Raw genomic sequence first — 26544 nt, 5'->3', positions numbered from 1 at the left:
ATATAATTTTATGTTCCCTTGAAAAAGGGAATCTTTTTAAATTTATGCCATTTTTAATTAAAACCACTTTTTATTTAGAGGTAATAAATAAAAAAAACTCCAATACAGAAATTGTATTGGAGTTTAAAAGTATAAAAAATATTTTTTTTATTCTTCTTCTTCGTTAGAAGCTTCTTCTGCAGGAGCTTCTTCTACAACTGGAGTTGCTGCTGCAATTCTAGCTTCGTTAGCTGCTTTTTCAGCTTCAAAAGCTTTCGCTTTTGCATCTGCTTCTGCTTTCGCTAAACCATCTGTTTTTGCACCAACTTTACCTTCTTTTTCTTCTAACCAAGCAGTAAACTTCGCTTCTGCTTGCTCTTCTGTTAAAGCACCTTTAGTTACTCCACCTTTTAAATGTTTTTTTAACAAAACACCTTTGTAAGATAAAATAGCTTTAGCTGTGTCAGTAGGTTGAGCACCATTTTCTAACCATGTTACAGCGCCGTCAACATTTAAATCAATAGTTGCTGGGTTAGTGTTTGGGTTGTAAGCACCTAATTTCTCTAGGTATTTACCATCTCTTTTCGCGCGAGCATCTGCTGCTACGATCCAGTAATAAGGTTTTCCTTTCTTACCGTGTCTTTGTAATCTAATTTTTACAGGCATAATAATTAATTCATTGAGGTTCTCGACCTCTGGTTATTAATAAGTGCGCAAAGATACTATAAATAATTTATATTCATCTTTTATTATTAGTCATTTTTTTATGCTATTTTTAGGCTCTCAAATTATATGAAATTTATGAAAAAAGTATTCCTATTTGTTGTTACTGCTTTATTAATGGTTAGTTGTGGTGAAGAACTTGAGTTTAATACACCTGCTTTGCAAGGTAAAAAAGACGGTACATTATGGAGGGCAGATTATTATAGTGCAGAAATTAATAGTAGCGGACAGCTAATAATTAGTGGAGGAAGAGGAAGTGAGATCGTTACATTAAGAATGGGTGCAGCAGTTGGTACTTATGTTCTTGGTGAAGGAAGTTCTAGCGAAGCTGGTTTTACTAGTGTGCAAGATATAGCATATTCTACAAATAATGCGCCAAGTGAAATTATACAAATTTATCCAGCCGATGGTGAAATTGTTATAGAAAATTATAGTGCTTCTGGAAGCAAAGTGTCTGGTACATTTTGGTTTAATGCATTTTCTGCATCTGGTTTAAATAAAGTGAATTATAGTCAAGGTGTTTTTTACGAAGTTCCAGTTTCTGGAGGAGGAACAGGAGGGGCTGTAGTAGTTTCTTGTGACGATGCGGCTGCGGCGACTGGCGCTGCTTTAGCAATTTATAATGCTACGGATAATACAAGTTCCGATTATCCTGCTGCGTGTAACGCATATAAATCGGCATTAATGCAACAAATTATTAGTTGTGGTGATGATACAAATACCTTACAAGATATAATAGATGGTTTAGATTGTACACTTCCTTGTGACGTGGCTACTGCTAATACAGCTGCAGCTTTAGCTGTCTATGAAGTTACAGATGCAACAAGTAGTGACTTTACTATGGTGTGTAACGAATATAAAAGAACATTAGAACAGCAGATTGAAAGTTGTGGTGATGATACAAATACCTTACAAGCTATAATAGATGGTTTAGATTGTGGTGCTGTTGTGATAACTCCTGGAGCATGTCAAACTTGTACAGGAGGAGGAATACCTGATGCTACTTATTGTGATAATGGGAACGGTACTATGGAGATAACTACTAATGGTACTACAACTACTGCTGACTTAAATGGTTTTGATTTCGATTTCTATATTCAAGCATTAGAGACTTCAGGATCTACGTGTAATTAAAAAATAATATGATTTTATAAAAAAGCGCAACCAATTTGGTTGCGCTTTTTGGTTTAAAACTGTTTATAACTTTTCCGTATATAAAGGTCAATTTTTCGTAATTTTATCGTTCTCTTTTATTTATAAGAAAACACCTCTATGTACTTAATTTTTGATACCGAAACTACTGGTTTACCGAAACGTTGGGATGCTCCAATTACCGATACAGATAATTGGCCTCGATGTATACAAATAGCTTGGCAACTGCACGATGCTATGGGAAACTGTATCGAAAGTCAGGATTATTTAGTACAGCCAGATGGGTTTAATATTCCTTATGATGCAGAGAAAATTCACGGGATTTCTACCGAATTAGCACAAGAACAAGGGGTGCCTTTAGCCGAAGTTTTAGAAAAATTTAATGAAGCTTTAGGGAAAACAAAGTTTGTGGTTGGTCAGAATGTGAAGTTTGACCTCAATATTATGGGAGCCGAATTTGTTCGTGGTGACGTAGCAAATCCATTACAAGAACTTCCTGTTTTAGATACCTGTACCGAACATACCGCTAGTTTATGTGAGCTTCCGGGTGGTAGATATGGTAAGTTTAAATTACCAACATTAACCGAGTTGCATCAGTTTCTATTTGATGCTCCTTTTGGGGAAGCGCATAATGCAACGGCAGATGTGGAAGCAACTACACGTTGTTTTTTCGAGTTAATCCGTAGAGAAGAATATACCCTAGAGCAGTTAGATGTTCCAGAGGATTATTTTCAGAAGTTTACCCAAGAGAATCCAAAAACGATTCAGTTAATTGGTTTAAAACATATTAATCTGAAGCGTGAAAGTGCTAAGATTAATGAACGATTACAAAAAGCACAAGCGACAGATCTTTCTTCGCAAGAAATAAAAGAAAATATAGCGAGTCTGCAAACCGTAGATTTTATGCATTTGCATAACCACTCGCAGTTTTCGGTATTACAGTCTACCATTAGTGTTCCAAATTTAGTGGCTTCGGCAGCAGAATATAATATGTCTGCAGTCGCACTTACAGATCATGCGAATATGATGGGAGCTTTCCATTTTGTGAAAGCGGTAAACAATCATAATAAAAGTGTAAAAGCTAAAAATGCAGAGGCTTTAGAAAGAGGTGATCCTGCAACATTAAACGAAATGAAACCTATTATTGGTGTCGAGTTTTTTGTTTGTGAAGATCATTTAGATAAAAGCCGAAAAGATAATGGGTATCAAATTGTACTTATTGCTAAAAATAAAAACGGGTATCACAATTTAGCGAAACTATCGTCACATGCCTTTGTAAACGGGTTTTACTATTTACCAAGAATTGATAAAAAACTAATAGAAGAATATAAAGAAGACCTTATTTGTTTAACAGGAAATCTTTATGGTGAAGTACCAAGTAAGGTTTTAAATGTTGGAGAAAATCAAGCGGAAGAATCCCTAATATGGTGGAAAGAACTGTTTGGAGATGATTTATATATAGAGTTAATGCGTCATAATCAAGATGACGAAAATAGGGTGAATCCTGTTTTAATTAACTTTTCAAAGAAGCACGATATTAAACTCGTAGCTACCAATAATACGTACTATTGTAAAAAAGGAGATGCGAATGCACACGATATTTTGTTGTGTGTAAAAGATGGTGAAAAGCAAGCGACTCCAATTGGTAGAGGACGTGGTTATCGATACGGAATGCCAAATCAGGAATACTATTTCAAGTCTCCTGATGCCATGAAAAAGTTGTTTAAGGATGTTCCTGAAGCGATTTCAAATATTCAAGAAGTTGTAGATAAAATAGAACCTTTTCAATTGGCTCGTGATGTATTATTACCTGCCTTCGATATTCCAGAAGAGTTTGTTTTTGAAGAAGACAAAGCAGATAACGGAAAGCGTGGAGAAAATAAATTCCTTAGACATTTAGTTTACGAAGGTGCCAAAAAGCGCTATGGCGAAGAACTTTCAGAAGAAGTTGTAGAGCGTTTAGATTTTGAGCTTAGCGTCATTGAAAAAACAGGATATCCTGGATATTTCCTTATTGTAGAAGATTTTATCCGTGAAGCCAGAAATATGGATGTTTCTGTAGGTCCCGGACGTGGATCGGCAGCAGGTTCTGTTGCAGCATACTGTTTAAAGATTACCAATATTGATCCTTTAAAGTATAATCTACTTTTTGAGCGTTTCTTGAATCCGGATCGTGTGAGTATGCCAGATATTGATATCGATTTTGATGATGAAGGTCGTGGTCGTGTTATGGATTACGTAATCGAGAAATACGGAAGCAATCAGGTAGCACAAATTATTACTTATGGTACGATGGCTGCTAAATCTTCTATTCGAGATACCGCTCGTGTTTTAGATTTGCCACTATTTGATGCCGATAGAATAGCCAAGCTAATTCCTAATATGTCTAAGTTAGGAAAGATTTTTGGTGCAGACGAAAAGAAGCTGAAAAGCATGTTTCGTGCGGAAGATTTAGAGAAAGTAAATGAACTTTTAAATATTTCGGATGGCGATGATTTACCAGCCGAAACCGTAAATCTTGCAAGAACACTAGAAGGATCGGTTCGTAATACAGGAATTCACGCCTGTGGTGTAATTATTACACCAGATGATATTACCAAGTTCGTTCCGGTTTCTGTTGCAAAAGATTCTGGTTTGTATGTTACGCAATTCGATAACTCGGTTGTAGAAGATGCTGGACTACTAAAAATGGATTTCTTAGGGTTAAAGACGTTAACCTTAATAAAAGATACCGTAAAAATTGTAAAGCAAAAACATGATATTCTATTAGATCCAGATAGTTTTCCTTTAGATGATGTAAAAACCTACGAGCTCTTCCAAAGAGGAGAAACGGTTGGTGTGTTTCAATATGAATCGCCAGGAATGCAGAAGCACCTTAAAGATTTAAAGCCTACGGTTTTTGAAGATTTAATTGCCATGAATGCCTTGTATCGTCCTGGTCCAATGGAATATATTCCTAGTTTCGTAAAACGTAAACATGGAGACGAAGAGATAGAATATGACCTTCCGGCGATGGAAGAATATCTTAAAGAAACGTACGGAATTACAGTATACCAAGAGCAAGTAATGCTACTTTCTCAAAAGCTAGCAGATTTCACCAAAGGTGAAGCCGATGTACTGCGTAAAGCGATGGGGAAAAAGCAAATTGCGGTTCTGGATAAAATGAAACCAAAATTTATTGAGCAAGCAAGTGCTAAAGGACATGATGCCAAAAAATTAGAAAAAATTTGGAAGGATTGGGAAGCATTCGCTAGTTACGCCTTTAATAAATCGCACTCCACATGTTATGCATGGATTGCCTACCAAACCGCATATTTAAAAGCACACTATCCTGCAGAATATATGGCAGCTGTACTTTCTAATAATATGAACGATATTAAATCGGTTACCTTCTTTATGGAAGAATGTAAGCGTATGAAATTAAACGTACTTGGTCCAGATGTTAATGAAAGTTTCTATAAGTTTTCGGTAAATCAAGATTATGCCGTTCGTTTTGGGATGGGAGCGATTAAAGGAGTTGGTCATGGTGCAGTAAAAACCATTGTAGAAAACAGAGAAAAAGAACCGTATAAGTCTATTTTCGATTTAGCAAAAAGAATCGATTTACGTGCAGCAAATAAAAGAGCTTTCGAAAACTTAGCGCTAGCTGGAGGATTTGATGGTTTTGGAGATACGCATAGAGCACAATACTTTCATGATGATGGTGATGGTATTACCTTTTTAGAAAAAGCAGTAAAGTATGGTGCAAAACACCAAGAAAATGAAAACTCTGCACAAGTAAGTTTATTTGGTGCAGCTAGTGATGTGCAAATTGCAGAACCCGAAGTGCCTCCTTGTGAAGAATGGGGAACCATGGAAAAACTCGCACAAGAAAGAGAGGTAGTAGGTGTTTATATTTCGGGACATCCTTTAGACGATTTTAAAACAGAAATGAAAACCTTCTGTAATGCGAATATTTCGTTGTTTAGCGACTTAGACACCTACGTCAATAGAGAGCTTACCTTTGGTGGTGTTGTTAGAGATATACAGCATAGAGTAAGTAAGCAGGGTAAAGGTTGGGCAATGTTTACTATTGAAGATTATACAGATAGTTTTGAGTTTCGAATGTTTGGGGAAGAATATCTAAAATTCAGACACTTTTTAATGCAAAACAACTTTGTCTATGTTAAGATTTTTATTCGTGAAGGTTGGGTAAATAAAGATACTGGGAAGAAAAGTGATCCTAGAATGCAATTTAATAGTTTTCAGTTGTTGCATGATGTTATGGAAACCTATGCTAAAAAGCTGTCTATTCAATTAAATATAAAAGAATTAGAAGAAGAAAAAATAAGAAAACTGAAGGAGTTATTACAAATGCATCCAGGAAATCAAGCTTTAAACTTTGTGATTTATGATAATGCAGATCAAATAAAATTGCCAATGATTAGCCGAAAACAAAAAGTAAAGGTGAGTCAGGAGTTATTGAGTGAATTAGATGATCAGCAAGTGTATTATAAGTTAAATTAGAACGCGCGCAAAGGATTGATGCGGCATCTTTTTTTTTGCTATTAGAGGTAAAAAAAGATACAGCAGAAAGCCTGGTTTATGCGCCAAAATAAAAAAAACAATAGACGAAAACAATACTTCAATAAACAGAACAAATTGGCAGTTTGTAAGCTTTGGTATTTTTTTTGACTAATATTGCATATAATCAAGAAGTAAAATTCAATTAAAACATAAAATTATGGCATTAGAAATCACAGATGCAAACTTTGAAGAAACAGTATTAAAAAGTACACAACCAGTAATGGTAGACTTTTGGGCAGCTTGGTGTGGACCATGTAGAATGGTTGGACCAATCATTGATGAAATTAGTACAGAATACGACGGTAAAGCGGTTGTAGGAAAACTAGACGTAGATGCAAACCAAGAATTTGCTGCTAAATATGGTGTACGTAATATACCAACGGTTTTAATTTTTCAAAACGGAGAAGTTGTAGGTCGTCAAGTAGGTGTTTCACCAAAAAAGACATATGCAGACGCAATAGACGCGCTTTTATAGTATTAAAAGTAAAAGAAAAGATAAAAGGTTTGCTGTTATGGCAAACCTTTTTTAGTTTAGAGCTATTATAATTTGGGCGTTTTTTATTTTGAAAAAAACAAAATAAAACCGGGCTTTACACTGTATCTTTTTTGCTTTAATGGCAAAAAAAGATGCCGTTTCAATCCATAACGCATCCATTTGGTTTTGTCCTTTTTAGAACAAAGCCACTTCTTGTTTTAAAAGAAGAAGCATTAATATATACTTATGAATTTAAGAGACGAACTAAATAAGACTGGCGGATTTAAAAACCTAGAACTCCTTGCCAAGCAAGTGGTAGAAGGGTTTATTTCTGGTATGCATAAAAGTCCGTTTCATGGATTTTCAGCAGAATTTGCCGAACATAAAATCTACAACCAAGGCGAAAGCACCAGACATATAGACTGGAAGCTTTTTGCTAAAACAGATAAGCTATACACCAAACGCTATGATGACGAAACCAATTTGCGTTGTCATATCATTCTAGATAATAGTAGCTCGATGCATTATCCCGAAATGCAAAATTTCTCTATAGATCATTTAAATAAAACGGCTTTTTCTGCATTAGCATCTGCATCCTTAATGCACATGTTAAAAAAACAACGCGATGCCGTAGGTTTAAGTATTTATAGTGATGCCTATGATTTTTATGCACCAGAAAAAGGAAGTGAGCGTCATCACCAAATGTTGCTAAAACAATTAAGTGACGCGGTAATTACCAAAGCGCTAAACAAGAAAACAGAAACCTACGACTATTTACACCTAATTGCAGAAAAGATCCATAGAAGGTCTTTAATATTCCTTTTTACAGATATGTTTCAAACGAGTGAAGATGAAGTACGGTTATTTGAAGCGTTACGCCATTTAAAGCACAATAAACACGAAGTGGTGCTATTTCATGTATTTGATAAAAGCAAGGAGCTACGCTTTGATTTTGATAATAAGCCAAAGCGTTTTATAGATGTAGAAACTGGAGAGTATATAAATTTATACGCAGATAGCGTAAAAGAGAATTATGAAAAGGCAGTTTCGCAATATTTTGATGCTCTAAGATTAAAATGTGGGCAATACAGAATAAAATATGTGGAAGCAGACATAAATAAAAATTTCGATAATATCCTGACTACCTACATGGTAGAGCGTAGGAATTTTGTTTGATGAAATTTTTTTAAAAAAAACTCAAAAAAATGTTTGTAAAACTAAATATGCTATGTATATTTGCACTCGCAATAACGCAACGGTCTGGTAGTTCAGTTGGTTAGAATACCTGCCTGTCACGCAGGGGGTCGCGGGTTCGAGTCCCGTCCAGACCGCGAAAATTGCTAAAGCTTCTCTTCGGAGAAGCTTTTTTTGGCAATAAGATTTAGTTGTGTTGTTTGATAGATGTAAAAGTCTATCAATGGTTTAAGTAGTTAAACCGATGGAAAGCTTTCCTTTTTCACTTGTGAGATTGGGATGCTTTTTTATTTTAAGTACTTTTTTATTTAATTAATAGTCTTTTATTAATGGAGTAATGTTCATTAGATAATTGTATTATATAAGCTCCACTTGCTAAATTTGATACATCTAATTTTTTTATTTTATTAGATTTTAAACTATAGATTTTACGTCCTTCCAAATTATAAATATTTGCATTTGTTATTTCTAAATTAGTTTTAAAGTAAATTGTCTTACTAGTTAGTATAGGATGCATTTTAAATTCTAATACAAGGTCTAATTCTTCGATATTTAATAATTCATTTTCAAATACACGAACTTGTCCAGTCATAAAATCTTGATATTCGTTTCCATTATTTACAGCACTACAAACAACCTTACTACCATCATTATTAATGCTTACATTAAAACCAAACTGGTTCCCTTCAAAACCTCCAATAATAGGATTTCCTATTGGATGCCATTGACCAGAAATAAATTTAAAAACTCTTGCTTGTCCCCTTGAATAAGTATTAACTTCAGAATAACTTTTTGAACCAATTGCTATAATAGATCCTTCATTGTTTATGCTGATTGAACTTCCTTATTTTGACGCATTATTGACTCCGTAAATATTTTGGCCTAATTGTTCCCAAACACCAGAAATATACTGATAAACAAAAGCCTGCCCTTCAGCATTATTGCCTCCTTCTAAAGCTCCAATTACTATTAATGCTTGTGCTATAACCCAAAAAATCTTGTCGAACTTCTCCATAAATGTTTTGTCCGATTTGTTCCCATTGCCCATAAGATAAAAATGGAACTAGTAATATTAGAAAGAGCTTACTGAATAAAAACCTTGAATAGTCATGTTGTATAATAAAATGTGCGATTAGAAGTAAATATAGCAATATTTAAAATCCATCAAGCATTTATTTAATTGGTTGTATATGAATGCTTTCCCTTTTATGATGAAGTTGTTGGATAGAAAATGAGATACTTTTTTGTTTTCTGCCCTTTTTTTTGCATTTTAAATATTAAAACAATACCTTTGAACGAAGAAATAAGTATTTCATCGTGTTTTTTATTTTCTTAATTTTGGATTACTATATATTAGCCCTCCTTAATTACGTTTTCTAAAGAATTGATTTCTACTTGTTAAGGTTTTTTAATCCATTTTATTTATTCCCTCAATAAATTCAAAATAGACTAGGTGTCTACTTTGTCTTTTACAGTAAGTTTTCTAATTCTCGTGTATAAAGATATTTGCTTAAGCAAGTGCTTTATATAATGTATATATAAAAGATTATTAACTATAAAATTAAATAAAATGAAATCCCTAAAAATTACAGTATTAGCAGTAGTAGTATGTGCAATCTTCGCATCTTTAACTCCACAAGACAAACCATCTCACGAAAAAGACAAAAACAGTGATACCATTGTAAAAGTTACTCTTAAAAAAGAAAAAAAAGGAATTAAAATTCCACAACAAAGTTAAAAGATACCACTTAAATAGAAAAAAGGTATTTCAAAAGATATAGAAGTACCTTTTTTATTTAGCTAATTATTTATTTTGAAGGTTGTTAAATTAAAAAAGTATAAATTTGATTTAATACATAAATAAATCATTGAATAAGTTTTTTCTTTTTGTCATTACGGTTCTATTTGCATCTAATTTATTTTCTCAAAATAAAAAATTAGATAGCATTGTTATACTTCGAAATCTTGCTAATAATAATGAGTTTGAAATAGCTATGCGTTTTGAATATGCTAGAAAAGCTATTGATAATTCCTTAGTTACAAAGCAAGATTCTACAGTATTAACAAGTAAAAGAGTACTCTCTTATCTCTTTCTAATTCATGGAGATTATGATTCGTTATTTAAAATTAATCATGAAAATCGAAAATTAGCAACAAGAATACAAGATTCTTCAGCGCTTGCAAATGCAAACAATATTCTTGGTTTGTATCATCATATCAATGAAAAACATGATAGTGCTTATTACTATTATTTTAAAGCGGTTAAGCTATTTGAATCCTTGCAGGATATAAGAAATCAAGGAGAAGTATTAGCCAACATGGCAGATATACAAGAAACTGAAAGAGATTATATAGGTTGTGAAAACAATGCTATTAAATCTATTGCTTTAATAGAACAGTTGCCAGAGTATGATTATAACTTGGAAACTTTATGGTATGCAAATAATTTAATAGCCATAGTTTCTGCCGAATTAGAACAATACGACAAAGCCTTAGAATATTATAATAAGACACTTGCTATTTGTGATAGGATGGAGGATTCTTATGAGAAAAGATTGTTTTCTAATATCAATATAGCTGCTTTATACAGACGAAAAAAAGATTATATAACCGCAGAAAGACTGTATCAAAAACTATATACAGATGAGTCTGTTTATGCGTATGATCCAACCTCTTATTCTATTATTTTATCTGGATTGGCTAATGCAAAATTCATTAATAAAACCGCCAGTAATAGTGAGGTTAAGAAGTTATTTAATGAAGCATACGCCATTAGTAAAAAAGAAGATGATGATTTTGGTCTTTTGTCTATTAGTATGGATGTATCCGAATTCTATCTAGAAACAAAAAATATAGATAGTGCTAGATATTATGCAGATAATGCATATCAAATTAGTAAAGAGTTAGTCGCAAATGAAACGATTTTAGAAGCGCTTCTACTAAAATCGAAACTCGAAACAGGTGAAAAAGCGAAAACAAGTCTGAATGCTTATATAACATTAAGCGATAGCTTGCAAAAAGCAGAGCGTTCTATTCGAAATAAATTTGCTAGAATCGATTATGAAACCGATCAAATAAAAGCGGAAAAAGAACAAGTGTCTAAGGAAAGATTTTTCTTCCTATGGATCTCTATTGGTTTATTAGTTACGCTTGCTTTGTTGTATATTATTTTTACACAGCGTTCTAAAAACAAAGAGTTAAGGTTTGTACAGGAACAACAAGAAACCAATGAAGAAATTTATAATCTCATGCTGTCGCAACAAGATAAAATTGATGAAGCAAGAAGTACCGAAAAAAGAAGGATTTCTGAAGAACTGCACGATGGTATTTTAGGACGACTTTTTGGGACTAGACTTAGTTTAGATAGCTTAAATATGAGTAATACACCAGAAGCTATTAGGTCTAGAGAAAATTACATCGATGAGTTACAAGCAATCGAACAAGAAATACGAAAAGTATCTCATGAATTAAATACCGATTTTGTTTCCGGATCCGGTTTTGCAGATATTATTAAAGCGCTATTAGAAACGCAAACAAAAGCGTATGGGTTGGACTATAAATTTATCCGCAGTGATTCTATACACTGGGATAATGTAAACAACAAAACTAAAATACACATCTATAGAATATTACAAGAATCGCTTCAAAACATCTATAAACACGCTAATGCTTCCATGGTGGAAATTAGCTTTAGTATAAAAAATAATGTAATTTGTATCGCAATTACAGACGATGGTTCTGGTTTTGAAGTAAACAAATCCAAAAAGGGAATTGGTATTAAAAACATAACCTCCAGAGTAAAAGAAATTAAAGGAGTATTAAAAATTAAATCACAAATAAACAAAGGCACAACCATTGCCATTACTATTCCAATCTAGCAAAAAAGACCTAACCGAATGCAAGAAATTATTAAAATATTAATGACAGATGACCATCCTATGATTATAGAAGGTTATCAAAATACGCTTTTAGCAACTAAAAAAGAAACACAAGAATTACAAATAGATATTGCGAATACATGTGATCAATCTATGGCATTCATGCAAAAATCAATAGAGAGCGAAAATCCGTATGATATTTTATTTATGGATATTAGTTTACCACCTTCATCAGACGGGAAAATTACTTCTGGAGAAGATCTTTCCAAATATGCTAGAACTATTTTGCCTGAAGCTAAAATTATTATTCTAACCATGTTTAATGAACCATATAGAATACATAATATCATCAAAGAAATTAAGCCAGAAGGCTTTGTTATAAAAAGTGATTTAACCTCTAGAGAATTAGCTAGTGCCTTTCAAGCGGTTATAAATAATCCTCCGTTTTATAGTACAACGGTTACAAAATACCTTAAAACGGCTTTAGATTCTGAAATTGAAATTGATGATATTGATAGAAAAATACTTTACTTATTATCTCAAGGAATTAGAACAAAGAGTTTAACGAAACATTTAGGAGTATCTACAAGCTCCATAGAAAAGAGGAAAAAGAATTTAAAAGAGCTTTTTTGTATAGCAGATAGTCAAGATGAAACATTACTAAATGAAGCAAGAAAAAAAGGATTTCTTTAAAGTTTGTAAGATTTATCTTTTTTCAAATGTTAATTTTTCATTTTCTTTTCTTTTTTTTACATCTTAAAACACGCTAAAATATTGAATAGTACGGTTTTGCCGTAACGCTGTTACGGTTTTCCCGTAAGTGAGTTCCGTAGATTATGTATACCTTTGTGTCATCAACAACACATAGTTAATTAGTCCCCCTCACATAAAATTATGTTGATTATAGCAATGAATTAAGCCTTATGATTTCACTTTCTTTGAATTTGAAATTTTAAGGCTTTTTCTATAGCATTACTTTTTAAAAAGAAAAAATAGCAGCTTTGTACTCCCAAAAAGTCATAATAAAAAAGCCAAAGTAAACTACCGCAACAATAAACTTTAAAAAAGTACCCGTTAAAAACCCTAAAAAGGAACCAAATGCAGCTTTTATTGCAGTTTTAGAATCTGCTTTATTAATTAACTCGCCTACTAATGCGCCAACAAAAGGCCATATAATAATACCAAAAAAACCAAATATTGGAAAAAATATAGAAATCAATAAACCCACTGTAGTTCCAATCATTCCTGTTTTGCTACCACCAAATTTTTTAGTACCAAGTGCAGGTATTATATAATCTAAAGCAAAAACAATAAGTGCTACTACTAAGGTAATTATCAAAAACCACATGTCATTAGGTACCGCTTTGGTAAGATATAAAAACAATAATCCTATCCAGCTCATTGGCGGACCAGGAAGCACAGGAAGAAAACTACCTATAAGTCCAATAACTATAAAAAGAAAACCCAAAAGGGTTAAAAATATATCCATACATTTTTTATTATAAGACGAAGGTATTTAAAGAATGTTACAATTTTTATAACTAAATAATTAGTTCAAACTAATTATTTAGTTATATTTGTCTCGTTAAACTAAAACTTTAGTTCTAAAAATGAAGCAACTTACCAAAGCAGAAGAGGATATTATGCAAGTACTTTGGCAACTAGAAAAAGCCAATGTAAAAGCTATTATTGAAGTATTTCCAGAACCTAAACCAGCGTACAATACGGTTTCTACTATTGTGCGAATTTTAGAAAGCAAAGGCTTTGTAGATTATGAGAAAATTGGCAAAGGACATGTTTATTTTCCCTTAGTACAACAACAGGAATATAGTAACCAATCTATTAATAAGCTAGTCGATAATTATTTTCAAGGATCCTTTAAAAGTATGGTTTCGTTTTTTATGAAAAAAAATGATATTAGTTTAAATGAACTAGAATCGGTTTTAAAAGAAATCAATAAAAAAGAGTAATTATGCTACACTATATTATACAAACCATAGCGTTTCAATGTTTCTTTTTACTTTTATATGATGTGTTTTTAAAAAGGGAAACCTTTTTTAATTGGAACAGATGCTACCTTCTTGGTACCGCTTTTTTATCCTTAATGATACCTTTTATTAAAATTGAAAGTCTAAAAACGGTGGTTCCAAAAAACTATATGATTTGGCTGCCTGAAGTGGTTTTAGGGAATCAAAATAATACGCCGTTACAACAAGAAATCCCAGTGGTAGTGTTGTCGAATATAGAAAATATATGGACTTGGAGTCATTTGATGTATTTAGGAATTACCATTGCAAGTCTGTTTTTTGTGTATAAGATTTTTAAAATTCTGTATTTAATTCATACAAATCCAAAGTGCAAGAAAGGAAACATTACACTAATTAGCTTATTAAATAAAGAAGATGCTTTTTCCTTTTTCCGTTATGTATTTATAGGTGATAGTATTCCGCAAAAAGAAAGAGAAACCATTTTAATTCATGAGATGGTGCATGTACAACAAAAACACACTTTAGATTTATTGTTTTTTGAAGTATTGCGTATCCTATTTTGGTTTAATCCTTTAGTATATATGTATCAAAATAGGGTAGCAAGTTTGCATGAATTTATTGCCGACGAAAAATCTATAAAACAGCAAAGTAAGAAAGCATATTATGAAAACTTGTTAGGGCAAGTGTTTCAAGTAAAACAAATTTCATTCATCAATCCATTTTTTAAACAATCATTAATCAAAAAACGAATCGTTATGTTAAACAAATCAAAATCAAAAAAATCGAACCTAGTTAAGTATGTGTTTTTATTACCAATAATTGCAGGTATGTTAGTATATACTTCCTGTTCACAAGAAGAAAGCGCTGTTCAGGGAGACCAAGACTTTGACCAAGTTGTCGAAAAATTTAGAAACCAATTACAAACAGAAAATAGCACACTAAGTAAAGAAGAACGTATAGAGTTGGCAGAATACATTATTGACGAACTTAAAGCGAATGTAGAAGACAATGGTAAAACAAGCTCGGGAAGCATTACTGCATCTAGTTTTAATAGTAGTGATGAAGTGTCTTTTTCTGAAATTGAAAATGTTCCTGTTTTTCCAGGATGTGAAGGAGAGATAGATAACAAAGAAAGAAGGAAATGTATGGCTTTGGAAATAAGCAAATTTGTAAATCAAAATTTCAATGTGAATTTAGCAAATGATTTAGGTTTAGAAGCTGGTAAACATAGAATTAGCGTTCAGTTTAAAGTAGGTAAAAACGGCGATGTAATAGATGTGAAAGCAAGAGCGCCACATGCAAAATTAGAGCAAGAAGCGATACGAATTGTAAGCTTATTGCCTAAAATGAAACCGGGAATGCATCTTGGAAAAGCGGTAACCGTACCTTACGGATTTCCAATTCAGTTTCAAATAAAAGAGTAGCCTATTAAGATTATGGCGTATAAAAAACCGAAAGTTAGCTTTCGGTTTTTTGCTATTTATAGAATTAAACTTGAAGATAAGTTAGTTATATCCTCTTTGCTTCATAGAAACAATACCATTTCATATAAAAATTGTACATTTCGGTTTCGTAAAAATGATATGCAAAGAATAGTTATTTTTTTTATTCTTATAAGTTTCACATCGTGTAACTATTTTAATGTGAAGAAAACATCTTCCGAAGCGATTCTTCAAGAAGAATTGCAAACATTTAATTGGAATGAAGTCGATGTGTATCCTAGTTTTGAAACTTGTAATACTTCCGTAGAAAAAGAGGATAAGAAAAAGTGTTTTCAAAATACCTTAACCGAAGCTATTTATAAAAGCTTAGCAGCAGAAAAAATAGTAGTCACTCAAGATATTCACGATACTATTTTAGTGCATTTTCAAATATCGGAAACAGGAGAGTTACATCTTATGGATGCTAAAATAGATTCTTTAACTATTGTAGAAATTCCGAATATGGAAATTTTATTACACCAAAGCTTAGATTTTCTTCCAGAAATATATCCAGCAATTAAAAGAGGACAACAAGTAAAAACGCAGTTTACATTGCCTATTAGTATTCAAGTAGATTAATAGCGAATTGCCAATTTCTTCATCAGTCTTAAAATCTCTACATACAACCAAACCAAAGAAACCAAAAGTCCCCAAGTAGCCAACCATTCTTTGCTTTTAGGCGCTTTCCCTTTTTGTCTTTCTATATATTGAAAATCTAAAAGTAAGGTTAAAGACGCTACTACTGCTGCAATCACGTTAAATGCAATCGCTACTAAAGAGGTTCCCCAAATGAAGGATTTAATTCCGAAGAAGCCTAAAATCCACGAAATAATATACACTAAAAAGATGCTGGAAGCAGCAGTAATAATGATGCTCTTTAGTTTTTGAGTAACCACAATAATTCTAGTTTGATACAGAAAAAGTATGGTAAAAAAAGTAATGATAGTAACACCAATAGCTTGGTAAGGCATGTTGGGGAATTTAGCATGTGCGAAACTACTTATTCCTCCTAAAAAACATCCTTTAGCAATAGCATATAAAGGGACTAAAAAGGATGCCCAATTGTGTTTGTAGGATATAATAACGCTGATTATAATAGACGAAATGATTCCGCCATAAAGAAACCATTCAATATCAAACCCAGAACTGTAAAGGCTCCATACATAAACCGTTATTGCAGCAATAATAGCAATACACAAAAGCGATTTTATAATAATACCCGAAACCGTCATTTTTGCAGAAGAAGACTTTTTATCATCCCAAAAATAATTTGAAAAAGCAGGATTCGATGTTTTATCTAAACGCATAGTAAATAAATTTTATTCTTGTAAAACTACAAAATATATAATGCAAAACCATTATTTGCTAAATGCTCTTCCTTTCCATTTATAATTAGAAAAAACGGAAACAAAAACAACGTAAATACTAAAAAAAGGGTAGAGTAAACAACTAAAAATAAAGGATGCTAAATACGATTCCTGCTGGTAAAAACGAACGGTTTTAAACAACAATAAAAAGTCAATACTGCACTTTATTAAAAACAGATATACAAGCATATTAAAGTTGAAAACACCAACAATACTAAGTGCTAAACCGCAAATAAGAGAAGCATTCATTAATAAAACGATAAGACCAACTACCTTGGCAAAGTTATTTTTATAATTAGCAGATTTGGAAGCCCAACGTACCCGTTGCGAAATTAAATCGGTTGTTGTTTTTTCTGCCTCTGTAGTAACCATAGCATGTTTGCTTTTTAAATAGTGTACTTGCTTAGCATCTTGTTTTAAAGCCTTTTCTAATAGAAAAATATCATCTCCACTTGCAATATTATTGTTTCCTTGAAATCCGTGAGCCGCTTTGAAAAAACTTTTTTTATACGTTAGATTTGCGCCATTACATAAAAAGGGTTTTTGCATACCAAATCCGCCAATAGTAGCACCTTGCAGACTTAAAAAATCTAATAGTTGAAAACGATCTAAAAACGAATGCACATTACTATAGGTAACTGGAGCAACAATAAAGTTGGCATCATTTTTTTGAATAAAAGCATCAAAAGTATCTAGCCAAAACTTAGGTAAAACGCAATCGGCATCTGTAGTAACAATCCAATCGTGCTTAGCCATTTGTATTGCCGAAGTAATGGCATCTTTTTTTGGCGAATTACTTTCCCTAACATTATCTATAACTCGTAGGTCCGTTCGAGTGAATTTATCCCTAGATAAATTGATGTCGAGAACCTTTTTAATAACCGAAACCGAAGCATCTTCAGAAGCATCATCGACCAAAATAATTTCAAACAAATGTTTTGGGTATTGTAACCTTTCAATAGATTTTAAAAGTTCGGGTAAATTTTTCGCTTCATTCCTAAACGGAATAATCACAGAAAACGTTGTCTTTGCTTCTACCTCTTCTAAAGGAAAAGGCTTCACTTTATCAAAACCAAAGGCCAAACTTCCTATTAAAAATAAGTACGCAAGCGTGATGCCAACAAAAATTAAAATCATCATGCTGTTTTGTTTTTTGGAAGGGTAAAGGTAAGCACATAGAAGCTTCCAAGTATGCTTGGTAAAACAAAATTTAAAATCCACATAAGTAGTACAATACTTAAAATGGTAAATTCATTTACGCCTACAATGGTGAAAATATACATAGCTACGCTACCTTTAATTAATACATCAAAAATGAATATGGAAGGGATTACAGATGCTAGTAAATACATACTTGTTATGGCAACCATGGCATGAAAATAAGAAACTTCAATACCGAAAATGCCAAGCAAAAAGTAAAACTGAAACGAGAAAGTCAAGTATCTTAAAAGCGATAAAACAAAAGTCGAAACCTTAATTCTTATAGCAAGGTTTTTAATGAAGTCGATTACTTTTTCGATAGAAAAACCTTTTATTTTAAATCGTTTTTGTTTTAACCCAAAAATTGATAATATAGAAACAATCGCAATGATTATTAAGAATCTAGATACCCGTAAAAAACTAAAATCTACCTGATATTCGGTGATAAAAAAATACAAACCAAAAACGCCAAAAAGTACCGTAATTGCCATTTGCATCATATTGCCAATGAAGTTTAAAAGCACAATGCGTTTTCTATAACTAGCGGAGAAATACAAAGCTTTAGCTCCATAATCTCCTATTCGGTTTGGTGTTAAAAGCGAAGCGGTCAAAGCGCTTAAACTTTGTTTTTGGGCTTCAAAAAAAGATATTATTTTAATAGAAGATACTAATTCTTGCCATTTTAATATTTCTAAAAACCAATTGAAAAAGCTTAAAAAAAGAAGAAAAAGAATGTTTTTTAATGAAAAAACGTTGTTTTCGTTTAAAAATGTAATAAACGCGCTAAAATCTAAATCGTTGTTTGTGGTCAGTTTATTATAAATAAAATAAAAAGCACCAATTACAATACTTAATTTAATAAGTACAAAAAAGAATTGTTTAGTTTTGTAAGGTAGTGCTCTATACATTGTGTACTAAAATGCGCAAATTAAAACAATATTGCCTTATGACGATACCATTTAAAACATTTAAGTCCTCCATATTTTTTTTTCTATTAAGTTTCATTGCTGTTTCCGGATTTTCGCAAAGCGAAACAAGTACCTGGAAAGCGCAATTTGCTGTAGGAATTAATAGTCCGAGTCAAACTGCATTTGTTTCTACTTTTGAAGCAAAACCTATAAATTTTCCAACCGTTCATATTGGTTTACAACGTATGTTTAGTAGAGATTTGGGCGCAAAAATAGATTTTGGTTATAACCGACTTTCCAACGCAAGTAACTCACCAGAATTTAAAGTCAATTATTCTAGAGTAAATCTACAAGCCGTTTATGATCTTGGTGGTTTAATACGATTGCCACAAAACTACGCTATTATGGCGCATGCTGGACCCGGATTTACCTTTGTAAAACCATTAGGTGATTATACAGATAATAAGGAATCCTTTTTAAATGCGATGGCTGGTTTGGAATTTCATTACGGAATTTCACAAAGCCTTTCCCTATTTTTAGATACTTCTTATATTTATGCATTTAGTGGCGATTACGATAATCTTAGTGACGGATTTGGAACCTTTAACGGAAACCTTTTAACTGCAACCATTGGTATTTCTATTTCATTAAGCGGTTGTTACTATTGCGAATAATGAGCGAAGAAAGAATTATTTTAGGAATAGATCCAGGAACAACCATCATGGGTTTCGGACTTATTAGAGTGAAGAATAAGAAGATGGAATTCTTGCAATTAAACGAACTAGATTTAAAAAAATACAAGGACCATTATCTAAAACTGAAGCTTATTTTTGAGCGCACTATCGAATTGATAGATACCCATCATCCAGACGAAATAGCAATTGAAGCACCTTTTTTTGGTAAGAATGTACAAAGTATGCTTAAGCTTGGTCGTGCACAAGGTGTTGCAATGGCTGCAGGGCTTTCTCGTGAAATACCAATTACAGAATATCTACCAAAAAAGATAAAAATGGCAGTTACCGGAAATGGTAATGCTAGTAAAGAACAGGTTGCTAAAATGCTGCAAAGTTTGTTAGGTTTAAAAAGTCTCCCAAAAAATTTGGATTCTACAGATGGTTTGGCTGCCGCAGTTTGTCATTTTTATAATTCTGGGAAAATTACGGTTGGTAAAAGCTATTCTGGTTGGGATGCTTTTGTGAAACAGAATGAGGATCGGGTTAAGAAATAGTTAGTCTTCAGTCACAGTCACAGTCACAGTCACAGTCACAGTCACAGTCACAGTCACAGTCACAGTCACAGTGTTGAAAATGACAAAATTTATAATTAGCCAATAACTTTTTAAGCGCGTGCGAATTATTTGTTTTAAACCAAGAATATAAATTAAATTACAGCAAACTGCGACTGCAAACGGAACACTAATTATGAGCGGCATCTATATACACATACCATTTTGCAAGCAAGCATGTCATTACTGCGACTTCCATTTTTCGACTTCCATGAAGAAGAAAGACGAACTTATAGAAGCATTGATTATAGAGTTACAGCTTCGTAAAGACGAATTGCAAGACCAAGAAGTAGAAACCATTTATTTTGGTGGAGGAACGCCGTCGTTACTTACCAATGAGGAATTGGTTTTGTTGATAGAATCGGTGTATAAAAACTATCAGGTTTCTGAAAACCCAGAAATAACGCTAGAGGCTAATCCAGACGATTTAACCGAACAACGAATCATCGCATTATCAAAAACGCCAATTAATAGATTAAGTATTGGAATTCAATCTTTTTTTGAAGACGATTTGAAAAGCATGAACCGAGCGCATAATGCTGAAGAAGCCGAAAAGTGCTTAGAATTTGCAACGCAATATTACGATAATATCACGATTGACTTGATTTATGGGATTCCTAATATGAGCCTTGAGAAATGGCAAGCAAATCTAGATAAAGCATTTCGTTTTGGGATAAACCATATTTCAAGCTATGCCCTAACTGTAGAACCTAAAACAGCCTTGGCTACTTTTATTAAAAAAGGAAATTATCCGCCAATAGATGAAGAGCTCGCATTAGAACATTTTAATCATCTGGTTGCTGAAACCGAAAAGCAAGATTTTGTGCATTATGAAATTTCAAATTTTGGGAAGCCAAACTATTTTTCGAAACATAATACAAGTTACTGGCAAGGGAAAACTTATTTAGGTATTGGTCCTTCTGCACATTCTTTTCATCAAACACAACGTAGTTGGAATGTTTCCAATAATACCAAATATATTCAAGAAATACAAAGTAGTACGCTTCCAAATACCGTAGAAACCTTAAGTATTGCAGATCAATATAACGAATATGTAATGACAGGATTACGAACCATTTGGGGCGTTTCCTTGCAAAAAGTAGAAAGCGATTTTGGAACAGATTATAAAAAGCATCTGTTGCAAGCTTCACAAAAATACATAGACGAAGGATTAGTAAATATTACTAGTTGTCATTCTGAGCTTGTCGAAGAATCTTTCTTGAAAACAACACAGAAAGGTAAATTTTTAGTCGACGGAATTGCGTCTCAACTCTTCGTGATTTAGTATATTTGGGTATGATAGCAACTATAGAAACCAATTCAAAAAAATATAAGATAGATTTTTCTAAACCATTAGATATTTCTATTCCGCTAATCGCTTCAAAAAACAATGTAAACGCATGGTATTTAGCCGAACCAACGATAAAACCGGTTCAGGATGAAGGCTGGACAGCAAGTGTAAAAGAAGGCGCGAGTATCAATTTTAATAATATTTCTTTCAATCCGCATGCGCATGGTACACATACCGAATGCGTTGGTCATATTGTAGAAAAAGTACACTCTGTAAATAAGAGTTTAAAGAAATTTTTCTTTTTAGCGGAAGTCATTACGGTCGCTCCAGAAAAACTAGGGGACGACTTTGTAATATCTAAAAAACAGATTCAATTTGCTTTAGGAAACAAAAAACGAAAAGCAGTAGTGATACGTACGTTGCCAAATACTAGTGAAAAATTATCTGCGCAATATTCGCATAGTAATCCGCCGTATTTATTAGAAGATGCTGCAATATATTTAAGAGAAAAGGGCGTGGAGCACTTACTAATAGATTTACCAAGTGTAGATAAAGAAAAAGACGAAGGCAAGCTTTTAGCACATAATGCATTTTGGAATACCAAAGGAAAAGTACGATTGGGTGCAACCATAACCGAATTTATTTTTGTGCCAAATAATGTAAATGATGGTACGTATTTTCTTAATTTACAGATCGCTCCTTTTGAAAACGATGCTTCACCAAGCAAGCCAATTTTATATGCACTTTTAAACGAGTAATTTTTGGTATATAAATTGCTTATAAAAGAATAAAACCAATTAAATAAATGGAAGCCTTTTTAGGAATTATTATAGGAATATTAGCAAGTTTAGGTGTTTTTACTTATTTTAAATCGTTTAAAAATAAACAACTTGTAAACTCGCAATCGCTACTACTATTAGATAAAGTAAAAACCGTTTGTAAATTTATAACGGTAGAAGGTGATTTCGCCGAAATTTACCATTACGAAGATGTGAAAGAACGTTTTTTGAAAATGGTAAATAGTAAGAAGAAAGCTCTGGTTATAATAAACGCTAAAGCATATGTTGGCTATGATTTAAGTAAAATACAATTAGAAGCAGATAATAAAAACAAACGCATTATTCTAGCGCATTTTCCACAGCCAGAAGTATTATCTGTAGAAACAGATTTAAATTATTACGATAAAAAAGACGGTTACTTTAATAAGTTTGAAGCTTCCGATTTAACCGGATTAAACCAAGAAGCGAAACAACATATTTTAGACAAAGTTCCAGAAAGTGGCTTAATACAAGCCGCACAAAAAGAAGCTTTACAAACCATTTCTTTAATGGAAAGTATTGTAGAAACTATTGGTTGGAAACTGGATTATTCCGCTTTAAAATTAGAGGAAGCTCCGGTAAAGAAAATCGAAGAATAAATTGAATCATGAACATAGAACAACTTCGGGACTATTGTTTAAGTAAAAAAGGAGTTACAGAACATTTTCCTTTTGATGAAACGACACTTGTTTTTAAAGTGCAAGGGAAAATGTTTGCCTTAACCTCCTTAAAAGCTTGGGAAGCTGGTACACCATCTTTAAACTTAAAATGTGATCCAGAGTATGCACAAGAACTTCGTGGAACATACCAAAGTATTGAACCAGGGTATCACATGAGTAAAAAACACTGGAATACCATTCAATTACATCAAACCGAACTAGACTCTTCGTTTGTAATACAATTAATTAATCATTCTTATGATTTGGTAGTTAAAGGATTATCTAAAAAACTTCGAGATTCTTTAAACTAATGCATGAATAGTATTACGATTTTTCACATTCAACAATTTATACCGTATTTCATCGAACATATTAGGTGTAACTAATAATAAATCACATATTTACATTGATTAATAGCGCTTAACATTTTATAATTTAAAACATTTAAAAGATGGCACTAGATATCACAAATTCACTAAATACGTTTAAAGTAACAGGAGTTCTTAACAAAACAAACGTAAAAAAATTTCAAATTTATTTCCAAGATATTTTTAGCACAACGAATGAGTTGGTTATTAATATTGACGAGCTTAAAAGTATAGATCGAGAAGGTGTCTCCGCTTTCGAAAACATCTACAAGCAATCCTTAAAAGCACATAAACCTTTTTTTATTACCGGTATAGGAAGCAAAGAAATATTCGATGATATAACAACTATCGATGCAGCCTAATTATTAGTAAATAGTAGATTGTAGCACCAAATCCTATTACCAAATAAAAGAAAACCATGAAACTTATAATTACAAATAGTAACAATATATATAAGGTAAAAGGAAACCTTATAAAGATGAATATACCCATTTTTAAAAACGAGTTAAAAGACGTTTTTAATCAGGCAGATACTATTGTATTAAACCTACAAGAGTTAACTAATATAGATAATCAAGGGGTTGTTGCCATAGCGCAATTGCATAACGAAGCACTTTCTAAAAACAAAAAACTTTCTATAGTTGGCTTAAATAATGGCCAATTATCTACCCCTTTTAAATCGAGTAAAGTAGCTTAACTCCATTTCTACTTGCGCTACTCTTAGAATAAATGTACTTTTGTTTTTCAAAAATGTATTTAAATGAGTTTAGAAAGAGAATTAAATAAACGCGCAGATGGTAAGTGTGAATTATGCCAAAATGAAGAAAATTTACAACTACATACTTTAGCGCCTAGAAAAGATCAAAGCCTTATAGAAACCCTTACCGCTTGCAAGACCTGTGTAGATCAAATAGAAGATCCAGAAAGCACAGACCCTAATCACTGGCGTTGCTTAAATGATAGCATGTGGAGTGAGCACCAAGCAGTGCAAGTTGCAGCATGGAGAATGTTATCCCGTTTAAGGAAAGAAGGTTGGCCACAAGATTTATTAGACATGATGTATCTGGAAGAAGATGTTTTAGAGTTTGCAAAATCTACAGGTGAAGGAGAAGACGAAGAAGGAAAACTAATTCACAGAGATGTAAATGGTGTTGTTTTAGAAACAGGAGATTCTGTAGTACTTATAAAAGATCTAAAAATAAAAGGATCTAGCCAAGTTGCTAAACAAGGAACAGCGGTTAGAAATATACGTTTAGATCGTGATAACGAAACCTATATTGAAGGTAAAGTTGGACCAACACTAACCGTTATTATTACAGAGTACGTAAAGAAATTGTAATAGTAGGGCGTTGCCTTTTGTGGATTTTACAAGGTGGAAAAAAGCTTTAAAAATCACAAAACGTCAGGCTATCCACTATACCTGCCTGCCGGCAGGCAGGTCTTTTTATGAAAAATAAAAAGGTTGCCGTTTCAAATGCGAAGCACTCACGATTTCTTTACAAATAAAATGTATGAGTAATCCTTAACGCAAACCATCTTAACAAACTATATGTTAGAAATAAGACCAACTTGCGAACATTGTAACAAATCATTGCCTTTTTATTCTAAAGAGGCAATGATTTGTACTTTTGAGTGTACCTATTGTGCCACTTGCGCAAAAGAAGTCTTTAAAAATATATGTCCAAATTGCGGAGGTGATTTTACGCCAAGACCAATACGTCCAGAATATTTATTACCTAAATATCCAGTTTCAACAACAGTAGTTCATAAACCTAAAGACATAGAAGCGCATTATAAAAAACACCATTTATAAAACTTTTTGTTTTATTTATTATGTATTTCTTTCCGAAGTATTGTAAATACTAAAAGCGTATTTACATATAATACTATCTATATCTACAACAGCATTTAATATGAGATACCAACCAATTCCGAATACCTTATTCCAAAAAAACAGAAAGCATTTCATTTCTAAAATGGAACCAAATACTATTGCTATTCTTACTTCTAATGATGTCAAGCATAATAATGCCGATGATATCATGGGCTTTACACAAAACAACGATTTGTTTTATCTCTCTGGAATAGACCAAGAAGAAACCATTCTAGTTTTATATCCAGATGCACATAAAAAAGAGAACAAGGCCATTTTGTTTGTCAAAGAAACCAATGAACAAATTAAAATTTGGGATGGTGAAAAACTAACCAAAGAACAAGCAACAGAGGTTTCCGGAATTTCTAGAGTAGAATGGGTGCAAGACTTCGAAATGCTTTTACAATACATGGCTTTTGAAGCAGATGGTTTTTATCTAGGACATAATGAATATTTAAAACGCGCAACAAAAGATCAGGAAACGCAGCAAGATAGAATGATACAATGGTGTAAAAAGAAATATCCTTTACATAATTATCATAGAGCTGCAAAGATCACTAGAGATCTACGTCCGGTAAAATCGGAAGTAGAAATTGCACAAATGCAAAAAGCGGCAGATATTAGTGTGGTTAGTTTTAAACGCGTTTTAAAATCATGTACACCTAATATAAACGAATACGAGTTAGAAGCAGAATTAATCTATAATTTAGTAAAGTCTGGAGCGGTAAGACATGCATTCAAACCTATTGTAGCTTCTGGTAAAAATGCTTGTGCATTGCATTATAATGCCAACGATGCCGTTTGTAAAGATGGTGAAATGATACTCATGGATTTTGGTGTTTGTTATGCCAATTATAATAGTGATACTACCAGATGTTTTCCGGTAAATGGAAAATTCAGTAAAAGACAAAAAGAAGTATATAGTGCCGTTTTACATTGTTTAAAAGAAGGGTCTAAGCTTTTAAAACCAGGAGTGCTTCCCTTAGATTATGAAAAAAGCATGGCAATCTTGGTAGAAGCCCAATTGATAAAACTAGGATTGTTAGATGCAGATGCGGTTGCTAATCAAGATCCCGAAAAACCTTTATATAAAAAATATTTCATGCATGGAACAGCACATCATATCGGATTAGATGTACATGATGTTGGCTTATATTCTCGTGCTTTAGAAGTAGGAATGGTGCTTACTTGCGAGCCTGGAATTTATATTCCTGAAGAAGGTATTGGTTGCCGATTAGAAAACGATTATGTAATTACAGAAAACGGAAATAGAAATTTAACAGCAGCAATGCCCATTGAAATAGAGGAGATTGAGGCTATAATGAATAATGAAAAATAA

General features: G+C 32.6%; 28 protein-coding genes and 1 tRNA gene. 22 read left to right on the top strand and 7 right to left on the bottom strand.

All coding sequences use genetic code 11. The features are described 5' to 3' along the window. Window positions 1-147: 147 nt before the first annotated feature. Window positions 148-645 (bottom strand): 30S ribosomal protein S16, encoded by a 498-nt coding sequence (locus tag AMD28_RS03030; RefSeq protein ID WP_055442680.1) that lies wholly within the window; start codon window positions 643-645, stop codon window positions 148-150. A gap of 135 nt (window positions 646-780) precedes the next feature. On the opposite strand from AMD28_RS03030, the gene AMD28_RS03025 reads away from it, so the two are divergent. From AMD28_RS03025 to AMD28_RS03005, 5 genes are all read left to right on the top strand, one after another. Then, window positions 781-1836, top strand: coding sequence for a DUF6252 domain-containing protein (locus AMD28_RS03025; RefSeq protein ID WP_152975530.1), 1056 nt, complete (start codon window positions 781-783; stop codon window positions 1834-1836). Between the two features lie 138 nt (window positions 1837-1974). Beyond that, window positions 1975-6360: a DNA polymerase III subunit alpha gene (gene dnaE, locus AMD28_RS03020; RefSeq protein WP_055442678.1), complete on the top strand. Its 4386-nt coding sequence runs from the start codon at window positions 1975-1977 to the stop codon at window positions 6358-6360. A gap of 217 nt (window positions 6361-6577) precedes the next feature. Continuing rightward, window positions 6578-6895 (top strand): thioredoxin, encoded by a 318-nt coding sequence (gene trxA, locus AMD28_RS03015; protein ID WP_055442677.1) that lies wholly within the window; start codon window positions 6578-6580, stop codon window positions 6893-6895. 246 nt (window positions 6896-7141) lie between these two features. Next, window positions 7142-8071 (top strand): DUF58 domain-containing protein, encoded by a 930-nt coding sequence (locus AMD28_RS03010; RefSeq protein ID WP_055442676.1) that lies wholly within the window; start codon window positions 7142-7144, stop codon window positions 8069-8071. 81 nt (window positions 8072-8152) lie between these two features. After that, window positions 8153-8226: transfer RNA gene (locus tag AMD28_RS03005), tRNA-Asp, on the top strand. 167 nt (window positions 8227-8393) lie between these two features. On the opposite strand, the gene AMD28_RS03000 is transcribed toward AMD28_RS03005, so the two are convergent. Both AMD28_RS03000 and AMD28_RS18570 read right to left on the bottom strand, forming a co-directional pair. Further along, window positions 8394-8681 carry a T9SS type A sorting domain-containing protein gene (locus AMD28_RS03000; protein ID WP_055442675.1) on the bottom strand — a complete coding sequence of 96 codons (288 nt, stop codon included), beginning with the start codon at window positions 8679-8681 and terminating at the stop codon, window positions 8394-8396. A 252-nt stretch (window positions 8682-8933) separates the two neighbouring features. Then, window positions 8934-9104: a hypothetical protein gene (locus AMD28_RS18570; protein ID WP_161804613.1), complete on the bottom strand. Its 171-nt coding sequence runs from the start codon at window positions 9102-9104 to the stop codon at window positions 8934-8936. A 555-nt stretch (window positions 9105-9659) separates the two neighbouring features. Here AMD28_RS18570 and AMD28_RS18565 point away from each other — a divergent pair. From AMD28_RS18565 to AMD28_RS02985, 3 genes are all read left to right on the top strand, one after another. Next, entirely contained in the window at window positions 9660-9827 is a 168-nt protein-coding gene (locus AMD28_RS18565; RefSeq protein ID WP_161804612.1) for a hypothetical protein, read from the top strand. 130 nt (window positions 9828-9957) lie between these two features. Beyond that, the gene (locus AMD28_RS02990; RefSeq protein ID WP_241492428.1) at window positions 9958-11967 is read left to right on the top strand and encodes an ATP-binding protein; all 2010 of its coding nucleotides are present in this window, start codon (window positions 9958-9960) and stop codon (window positions 11965-11967) included. Window positions 11968-11985: 18 nt separating this feature from the next. Further along, window positions 11986-12660, top strand: a complete 675-nt coding sequence (locus AMD28_RS02985; protein WP_055442673.1) for a helix-turn-helix domain-containing protein — start codon at window positions 11986-11988, stop codon at window positions 12658-12660. A gap of 286 nt (window positions 12661-12946) precedes the next feature. Here AMD28_RS02985 and AMD28_RS02980 read toward each other — a convergent pair whose 3' ends face one another. After that, complete coding sequence (locus AMD28_RS02980; RefSeq protein ID WP_055442672.1) at window positions 12947-13456, bottom strand: DUF456 domain-containing protein; 510 nt, start codon at window positions 13454-13456, stop codon at window positions 12947-12949. 121 nt (window positions 13457-13577) lie between these two features. On the opposite strand from AMD28_RS02980, the gene AMD28_RS02975 reads away from it, so the two are divergent. The 3 genes from AMD28_RS02975 (at window position 13578) to AMD28_RS02965 (ending at window position 16015) form a co-directional block, all read left to right on the top strand. Beyond that, the gene (locus AMD28_RS02975; protein WP_055442671.1) at window positions 13578-13937 is read left to right on the top strand and encodes a BlaI/MecI/CopY family transcriptional regulator; all 360 of its coding nucleotides are present in this window, start codon (window positions 13578-13580) and stop codon (window positions 13935-13937) included. A 2-nt stretch (window positions 13938-13939) separates the two neighbouring features. After that, a complete protein-coding gene (locus AMD28_RS02970; RefSeq protein WP_055442670.1) occupies window positions 13940-15379 on the top strand; it encodes a M56 family metallopeptidase in 1440 nt (479 codons plus the stop codon). A gap of 219 nt (window positions 15380-15598) precedes the next feature. Then, entirely contained in the window at window positions 15599-16015 is a 417-nt protein-coding gene (locus AMD28_RS02965; RefSeq protein ID WP_241492426.1) for an energy transducer TonB, read from the top strand. Here the strand turns inward: AMD28_RS02965 and AMD28_RS02960 are convergent. Genes AMD28_RS02960 through AMD28_RS02950 form a run of 3 tightly spaced genes read right to left on the bottom strand, consistent with a single transcriptional unit; the run spans window position 16012 to window position 18911 of the window. Further along, window positions 16012-16743, bottom strand: coding sequence for a Bax inhibitor-1/YccA family protein (locus tag AMD28_RS02960; RefSeq protein ID WP_055442669.1), 732 nt, complete (start codon window positions 16741-16743; stop codon window positions 16012-16014). The two genes, AMD28_RS02965 and AMD28_RS02960, sit on opposite strands and share 4 nt — an antisense overlap. A gap of 51 nt (window positions 16744-16794) precedes the next feature. After that, the gene (locus AMD28_RS02955) at window positions 16795-17943 is read right to left on the bottom strand and encodes a glycosyltransferase family 2 protein (protein WP_055442668.1); all 1149 of its coding nucleotides are present in this window, start codon (window positions 17941-17943) and stop codon (window positions 16795-16797) included. Further along, window positions 17940-18911: a lysylphosphatidylglycerol synthase domain-containing protein gene (locus AMD28_RS02950; RefSeq protein ID WP_055442667.1), complete on the bottom strand. Its 972-nt coding sequence runs from the start codon at window positions 18909-18911 to the stop codon at window positions 17940-17942. The genes AMD28_RS02955 and AMD28_RS02950 overlap by 4 nt, the downstream gene beginning before the upstream one ends. Window positions 18912-18949: 38 nt before the next feature. On the opposite strand from AMD28_RS02950, the gene AMD28_RS02945 reads away from it, so the two are divergent. The 11 genes from AMD28_RS02945 to AMD28_RS02895 all read left to right on the top strand — a co-directional run bounded on the left by AMD28_RS02945 (window position 18950) and on the right by AMD28_RS02895 (window position 26544). After that, window positions 18950-19585 (top strand): outer membrane beta-barrel protein, encoded by a 636-nt coding sequence (locus AMD28_RS02945; protein ID WP_055442784.1) that lies wholly within the window; start codon window positions 18950-18952, stop codon window positions 19583-19585. Further along, window positions 19585-20139, top strand: coding sequence for a crossover junction endodeoxyribonuclease RuvC (ruvC, locus tag AMD28_RS02940; protein ID WP_055442666.1), 555 nt, complete (start codon window positions 19585-19587; stop codon window positions 20137-20139). The genes AMD28_RS02945 and ruvC overlap by 1 nt, the downstream gene beginning before the upstream one ends. 193 nt (window positions 20140-20332) lie before the next feature. Continuing rightward, window positions 20333-21481 carry a radical SAM family heme chaperone HemW gene (hemW, locus tag AMD28_RS02935; RefSeq protein ID WP_083478223.1) on the top strand — a complete coding sequence of 383 codons (1149 nt, stop codon included), beginning with the start codon at window positions 20333-20335 and terminating at the stop codon, window positions 21479-21481. A gap of 11 nt (window positions 21482-21492) precedes the next feature. Further along, window positions 21493-22245 (top strand): cyclase family protein, encoded by a 753-nt coding sequence (locus AMD28_RS02930; protein ID WP_055442664.1) that lies wholly within the window; start codon window positions 21493-21495, stop codon window positions 22243-22245. 47 nt (window positions 22246-22292) lie between these two features. Beyond that, window positions 22293-22904, top strand: coding sequence for a DUF4230 domain-containing protein (locus tag AMD28_RS02925; RefSeq protein WP_055442663.1), 612 nt, complete (start codon window positions 22293-22295; stop codon window positions 22902-22904). Window positions 22905-22912: 8 nt separating this feature from the next. After that, complete coding sequence (locus AMD28_RS02920; protein WP_055442662.1) at window positions 22913-23275, top strand: MmcQ/YjbR family DNA-binding protein; 363 nt, start codon at window positions 22913-22915, stop codon at window positions 23273-23275. A gap of 140 nt (window positions 23276-23415) precedes the next feature. Continuing rightward, window positions 23416-23694: an STAS domain-containing protein gene (locus AMD28_RS02915; RefSeq protein WP_055442661.1), complete on the top strand. Its 279-nt coding sequence runs from the start codon at window positions 23416-23418 to the stop codon at window positions 23692-23694. Window positions 23695-23750: 56 nt separating this feature from the next. Beyond that, complete coding sequence (locus AMD28_RS02910; protein WP_055442660.1) at window positions 23751-24029, top strand: STAS domain-containing protein; 279 nt, start codon at window positions 23751-23753, stop codon at window positions 24027-24029. Window positions 24030-24092: 63 nt separating this feature from the next. Next, entirely contained in the window at window positions 24093-24671 is a 579-nt protein-coding gene (locus AMD28_RS02905; protein WP_055442659.1) for a PhnA domain-containing protein, read from the top strand. A gap of 210 nt (window positions 24672-24881) precedes the next feature. Further along, window positions 24882-25145 carry a DUF1272 domain-containing protein gene (locus AMD28_RS02900; RefSeq protein ID WP_055442658.1) on the top strand — a complete coding sequence of 88 codons (264 nt, stop codon included), beginning with the start codon at window positions 24882-24884 and terminating at the stop codon, window positions 25143-25145. A gap of 100 nt (window positions 25146-25245) precedes the next feature. Further along, window positions 25246-26544 (top strand): aminopeptidase P family protein, encoded by a 1299-nt coding sequence (locus AMD28_RS02895; protein WP_055442657.1) that lies wholly within the window; start codon window positions 25246-25248, stop codon window positions 26542-26544.

The sequence above is a fragment of the Lacinutrix himadriensis genome (assembly GCF_001418105.1).
In the GTDB taxonomy this organism is placed as follows: Bacteria; Bacteroidota; Bacteroidia; order Flavobacteriales; family Flavobacteriaceae; genus Oceanihabitans; species Oceanihabitans himadriense.
This window is presented reverse-complemented; position numbering and strand designations above follow the sequence as displayed.

Excerpts from the sequence above, each read along its gene's own strand:
- AMD28_RS02960 (WP_055442669.1), bottom strand. The coding sequence starts at position 16,743 with ATGCGTTTAGATAAAACATCGAATCCTGCTTTTTCAAATTATTTTTGG.
- AMD28_RS02980 (WP_055442672.1), bottom strand. The coding sequence starts at position 13,456 with ATGGATATATTTTTAACCCTTTTGGGTTTTCTTTTTATAGTTATTGGA.
- AMD28_RS18565 (WP_161804612.1), top strand. The coding sequence starts at position 9,660 with ATGAAATCCCTAAAAATTACAGTATTAGCAGTAGTAGTATGTGCAATC.
- AMD28_RS02945 (WP_055442784.1), top strand. The coding sequence starts at position 18,950 with ATGACGATACCATTTAAAACATTTAAGTCCTCCATATTTTTTTTTCTA.
- AMD28_RS02975 (WP_055442671.1), top strand. The coding sequence starts at position 13,578 with ATGAAGCAACTTACCAAAGCAGAAGAGGATATTATGCAAGTACTTTGG.
- hemW (WP_083478223.1), top strand. The coding sequence starts at position 20,333 with ATGAGCGGCATCTATATACACATACCATTTTGCAAGCAAGCATGTCAT.
- trxA (WP_055442677.1), top strand. The coding sequence starts at position 6,578 with ATGGCATTAGAAATCACAGATGCAAACTTTGAAGAAACAGTATTAAAA.
- AMD28_RS02970 (WP_055442670.1), top strand. The coding sequence starts at position 13,940 with ATGCTACACTATATTATACAAACCATAGCGTTTCAATGTTTCTTTTTA.
- AMD28_RS02915 (WP_055442661.1), top strand. The coding sequence starts at position 23,416 with ATGGCACTAGATATCACAAATTCACTAAATACGTTTAAAGTAACAGGA.
- AMD28_RS02895 (WP_055442657.1), top strand. The coding sequence starts at position 25,246 with ATGAGATACCAACCAATTCCGAATACCTTATTCCAAAAAAACAGAAAG.
- AMD28_RS02920 (WP_055442662.1), top strand. The coding sequence starts at position 22,913 with ATGAACATAGAACAACTTCGGGACTATTGTTTAAGTAAAAAAGGAGTT.
- AMD28_RS02905 (WP_055442659.1), top strand. The coding sequence starts at position 24,093 with ATGAGTTTAGAAAGAGAATTAAATAAACGCGCAGATGGTAAGTGTGAA.
- AMD28_RS03010 (WP_055442676.1), top strand. The coding sequence starts at position 7,142 with ATGAATTTAAGAGACGAACTAAATAAGACTGGCGGATTTAAAAACCTA.
- dnaE (WP_055442678.1), top strand. The coding sequence starts at position 1,975 with ATGTACTTAATTTTTGATACCGAAACTACTGGTTTACCGAAACGTTGG.
- AMD28_RS03025 (WP_152975530.1), top strand. The coding sequence starts at position 781 with ATGAAAAAAGTATTCCTATTTGTTGTTACTGCTTTATTAATGGTTAGT.
- AMD28_RS02950 (WP_055442667.1), bottom strand. The coding sequence starts at position 18,911 with ATGTATAGAGCACTACCTTACAAAACTAAACAATTCTTTTTTGTACTT.
- ruvC (WP_055442666.1), top strand. The coding sequence starts at position 19,585 with ATGAGCGAAGAAAGAATTATTTTAGGAATAGATCCAGGAACAACCATC.
- AMD28_RS02955 (WP_055442668.1), bottom strand. The coding sequence starts at position 17,943 with ATGATGATTTTAATTTTTGTTGGCATCACGCTTGCGTACTTATTTTTA.
- AMD28_RS18570 (WP_161804613.1), bottom strand. The coding sequence starts at position 9,104 with ATGGAGAAGTTCGACAAGATTTTTTGGGTTATAGCACAAGCATTAATA.
- AMD28_RS02925 (WP_055442663.1), top strand. The coding sequence starts at position 22,293 with ATGGAAGCCTTTTTAGGAATTATTATAGGAATATTAGCAAGTTTAGGT.
- AMD28_RS02985 (WP_055442673.1), top strand. The coding sequence starts at position 11,986 with ATGCAAGAAATTATTAAAATATTAATGACAGATGACCATCCTATGATT.
- AMD28_RS03030 (WP_055442680.1), bottom strand. The coding sequence starts at position 645 with ATGCCTGTAAAAATTAGATTACAAAGACACGGTAAGAAAGGAAAACCT.
- AMD28_RS02930 (WP_055442664.1), top strand. The coding sequence starts at position 21,493 with ATGATAGCAACTATAGAAACCAATTCAAAAAAATATAAGATAGATTTT.
- AMD28_RS03000 (WP_055442675.1), bottom strand. The coding sequence starts at position 8,681 with ATGACTGGACAAGTTCGTGTATTTGAAAATGAATTATTAAATATCGAA.
- AMD28_RS02900 (WP_055442658.1), top strand. The coding sequence starts at position 24,882 with ATGTTAGAAATAAGACCAACTTGCGAACATTGTAACAAATCATTGCCT.
- AMD28_RS02910 (WP_055442660.1), top strand. The coding sequence starts at position 23,751 with ATGAAACTTATAATTACAAATAGTAACAATATATATAAGGTAAAAGGA.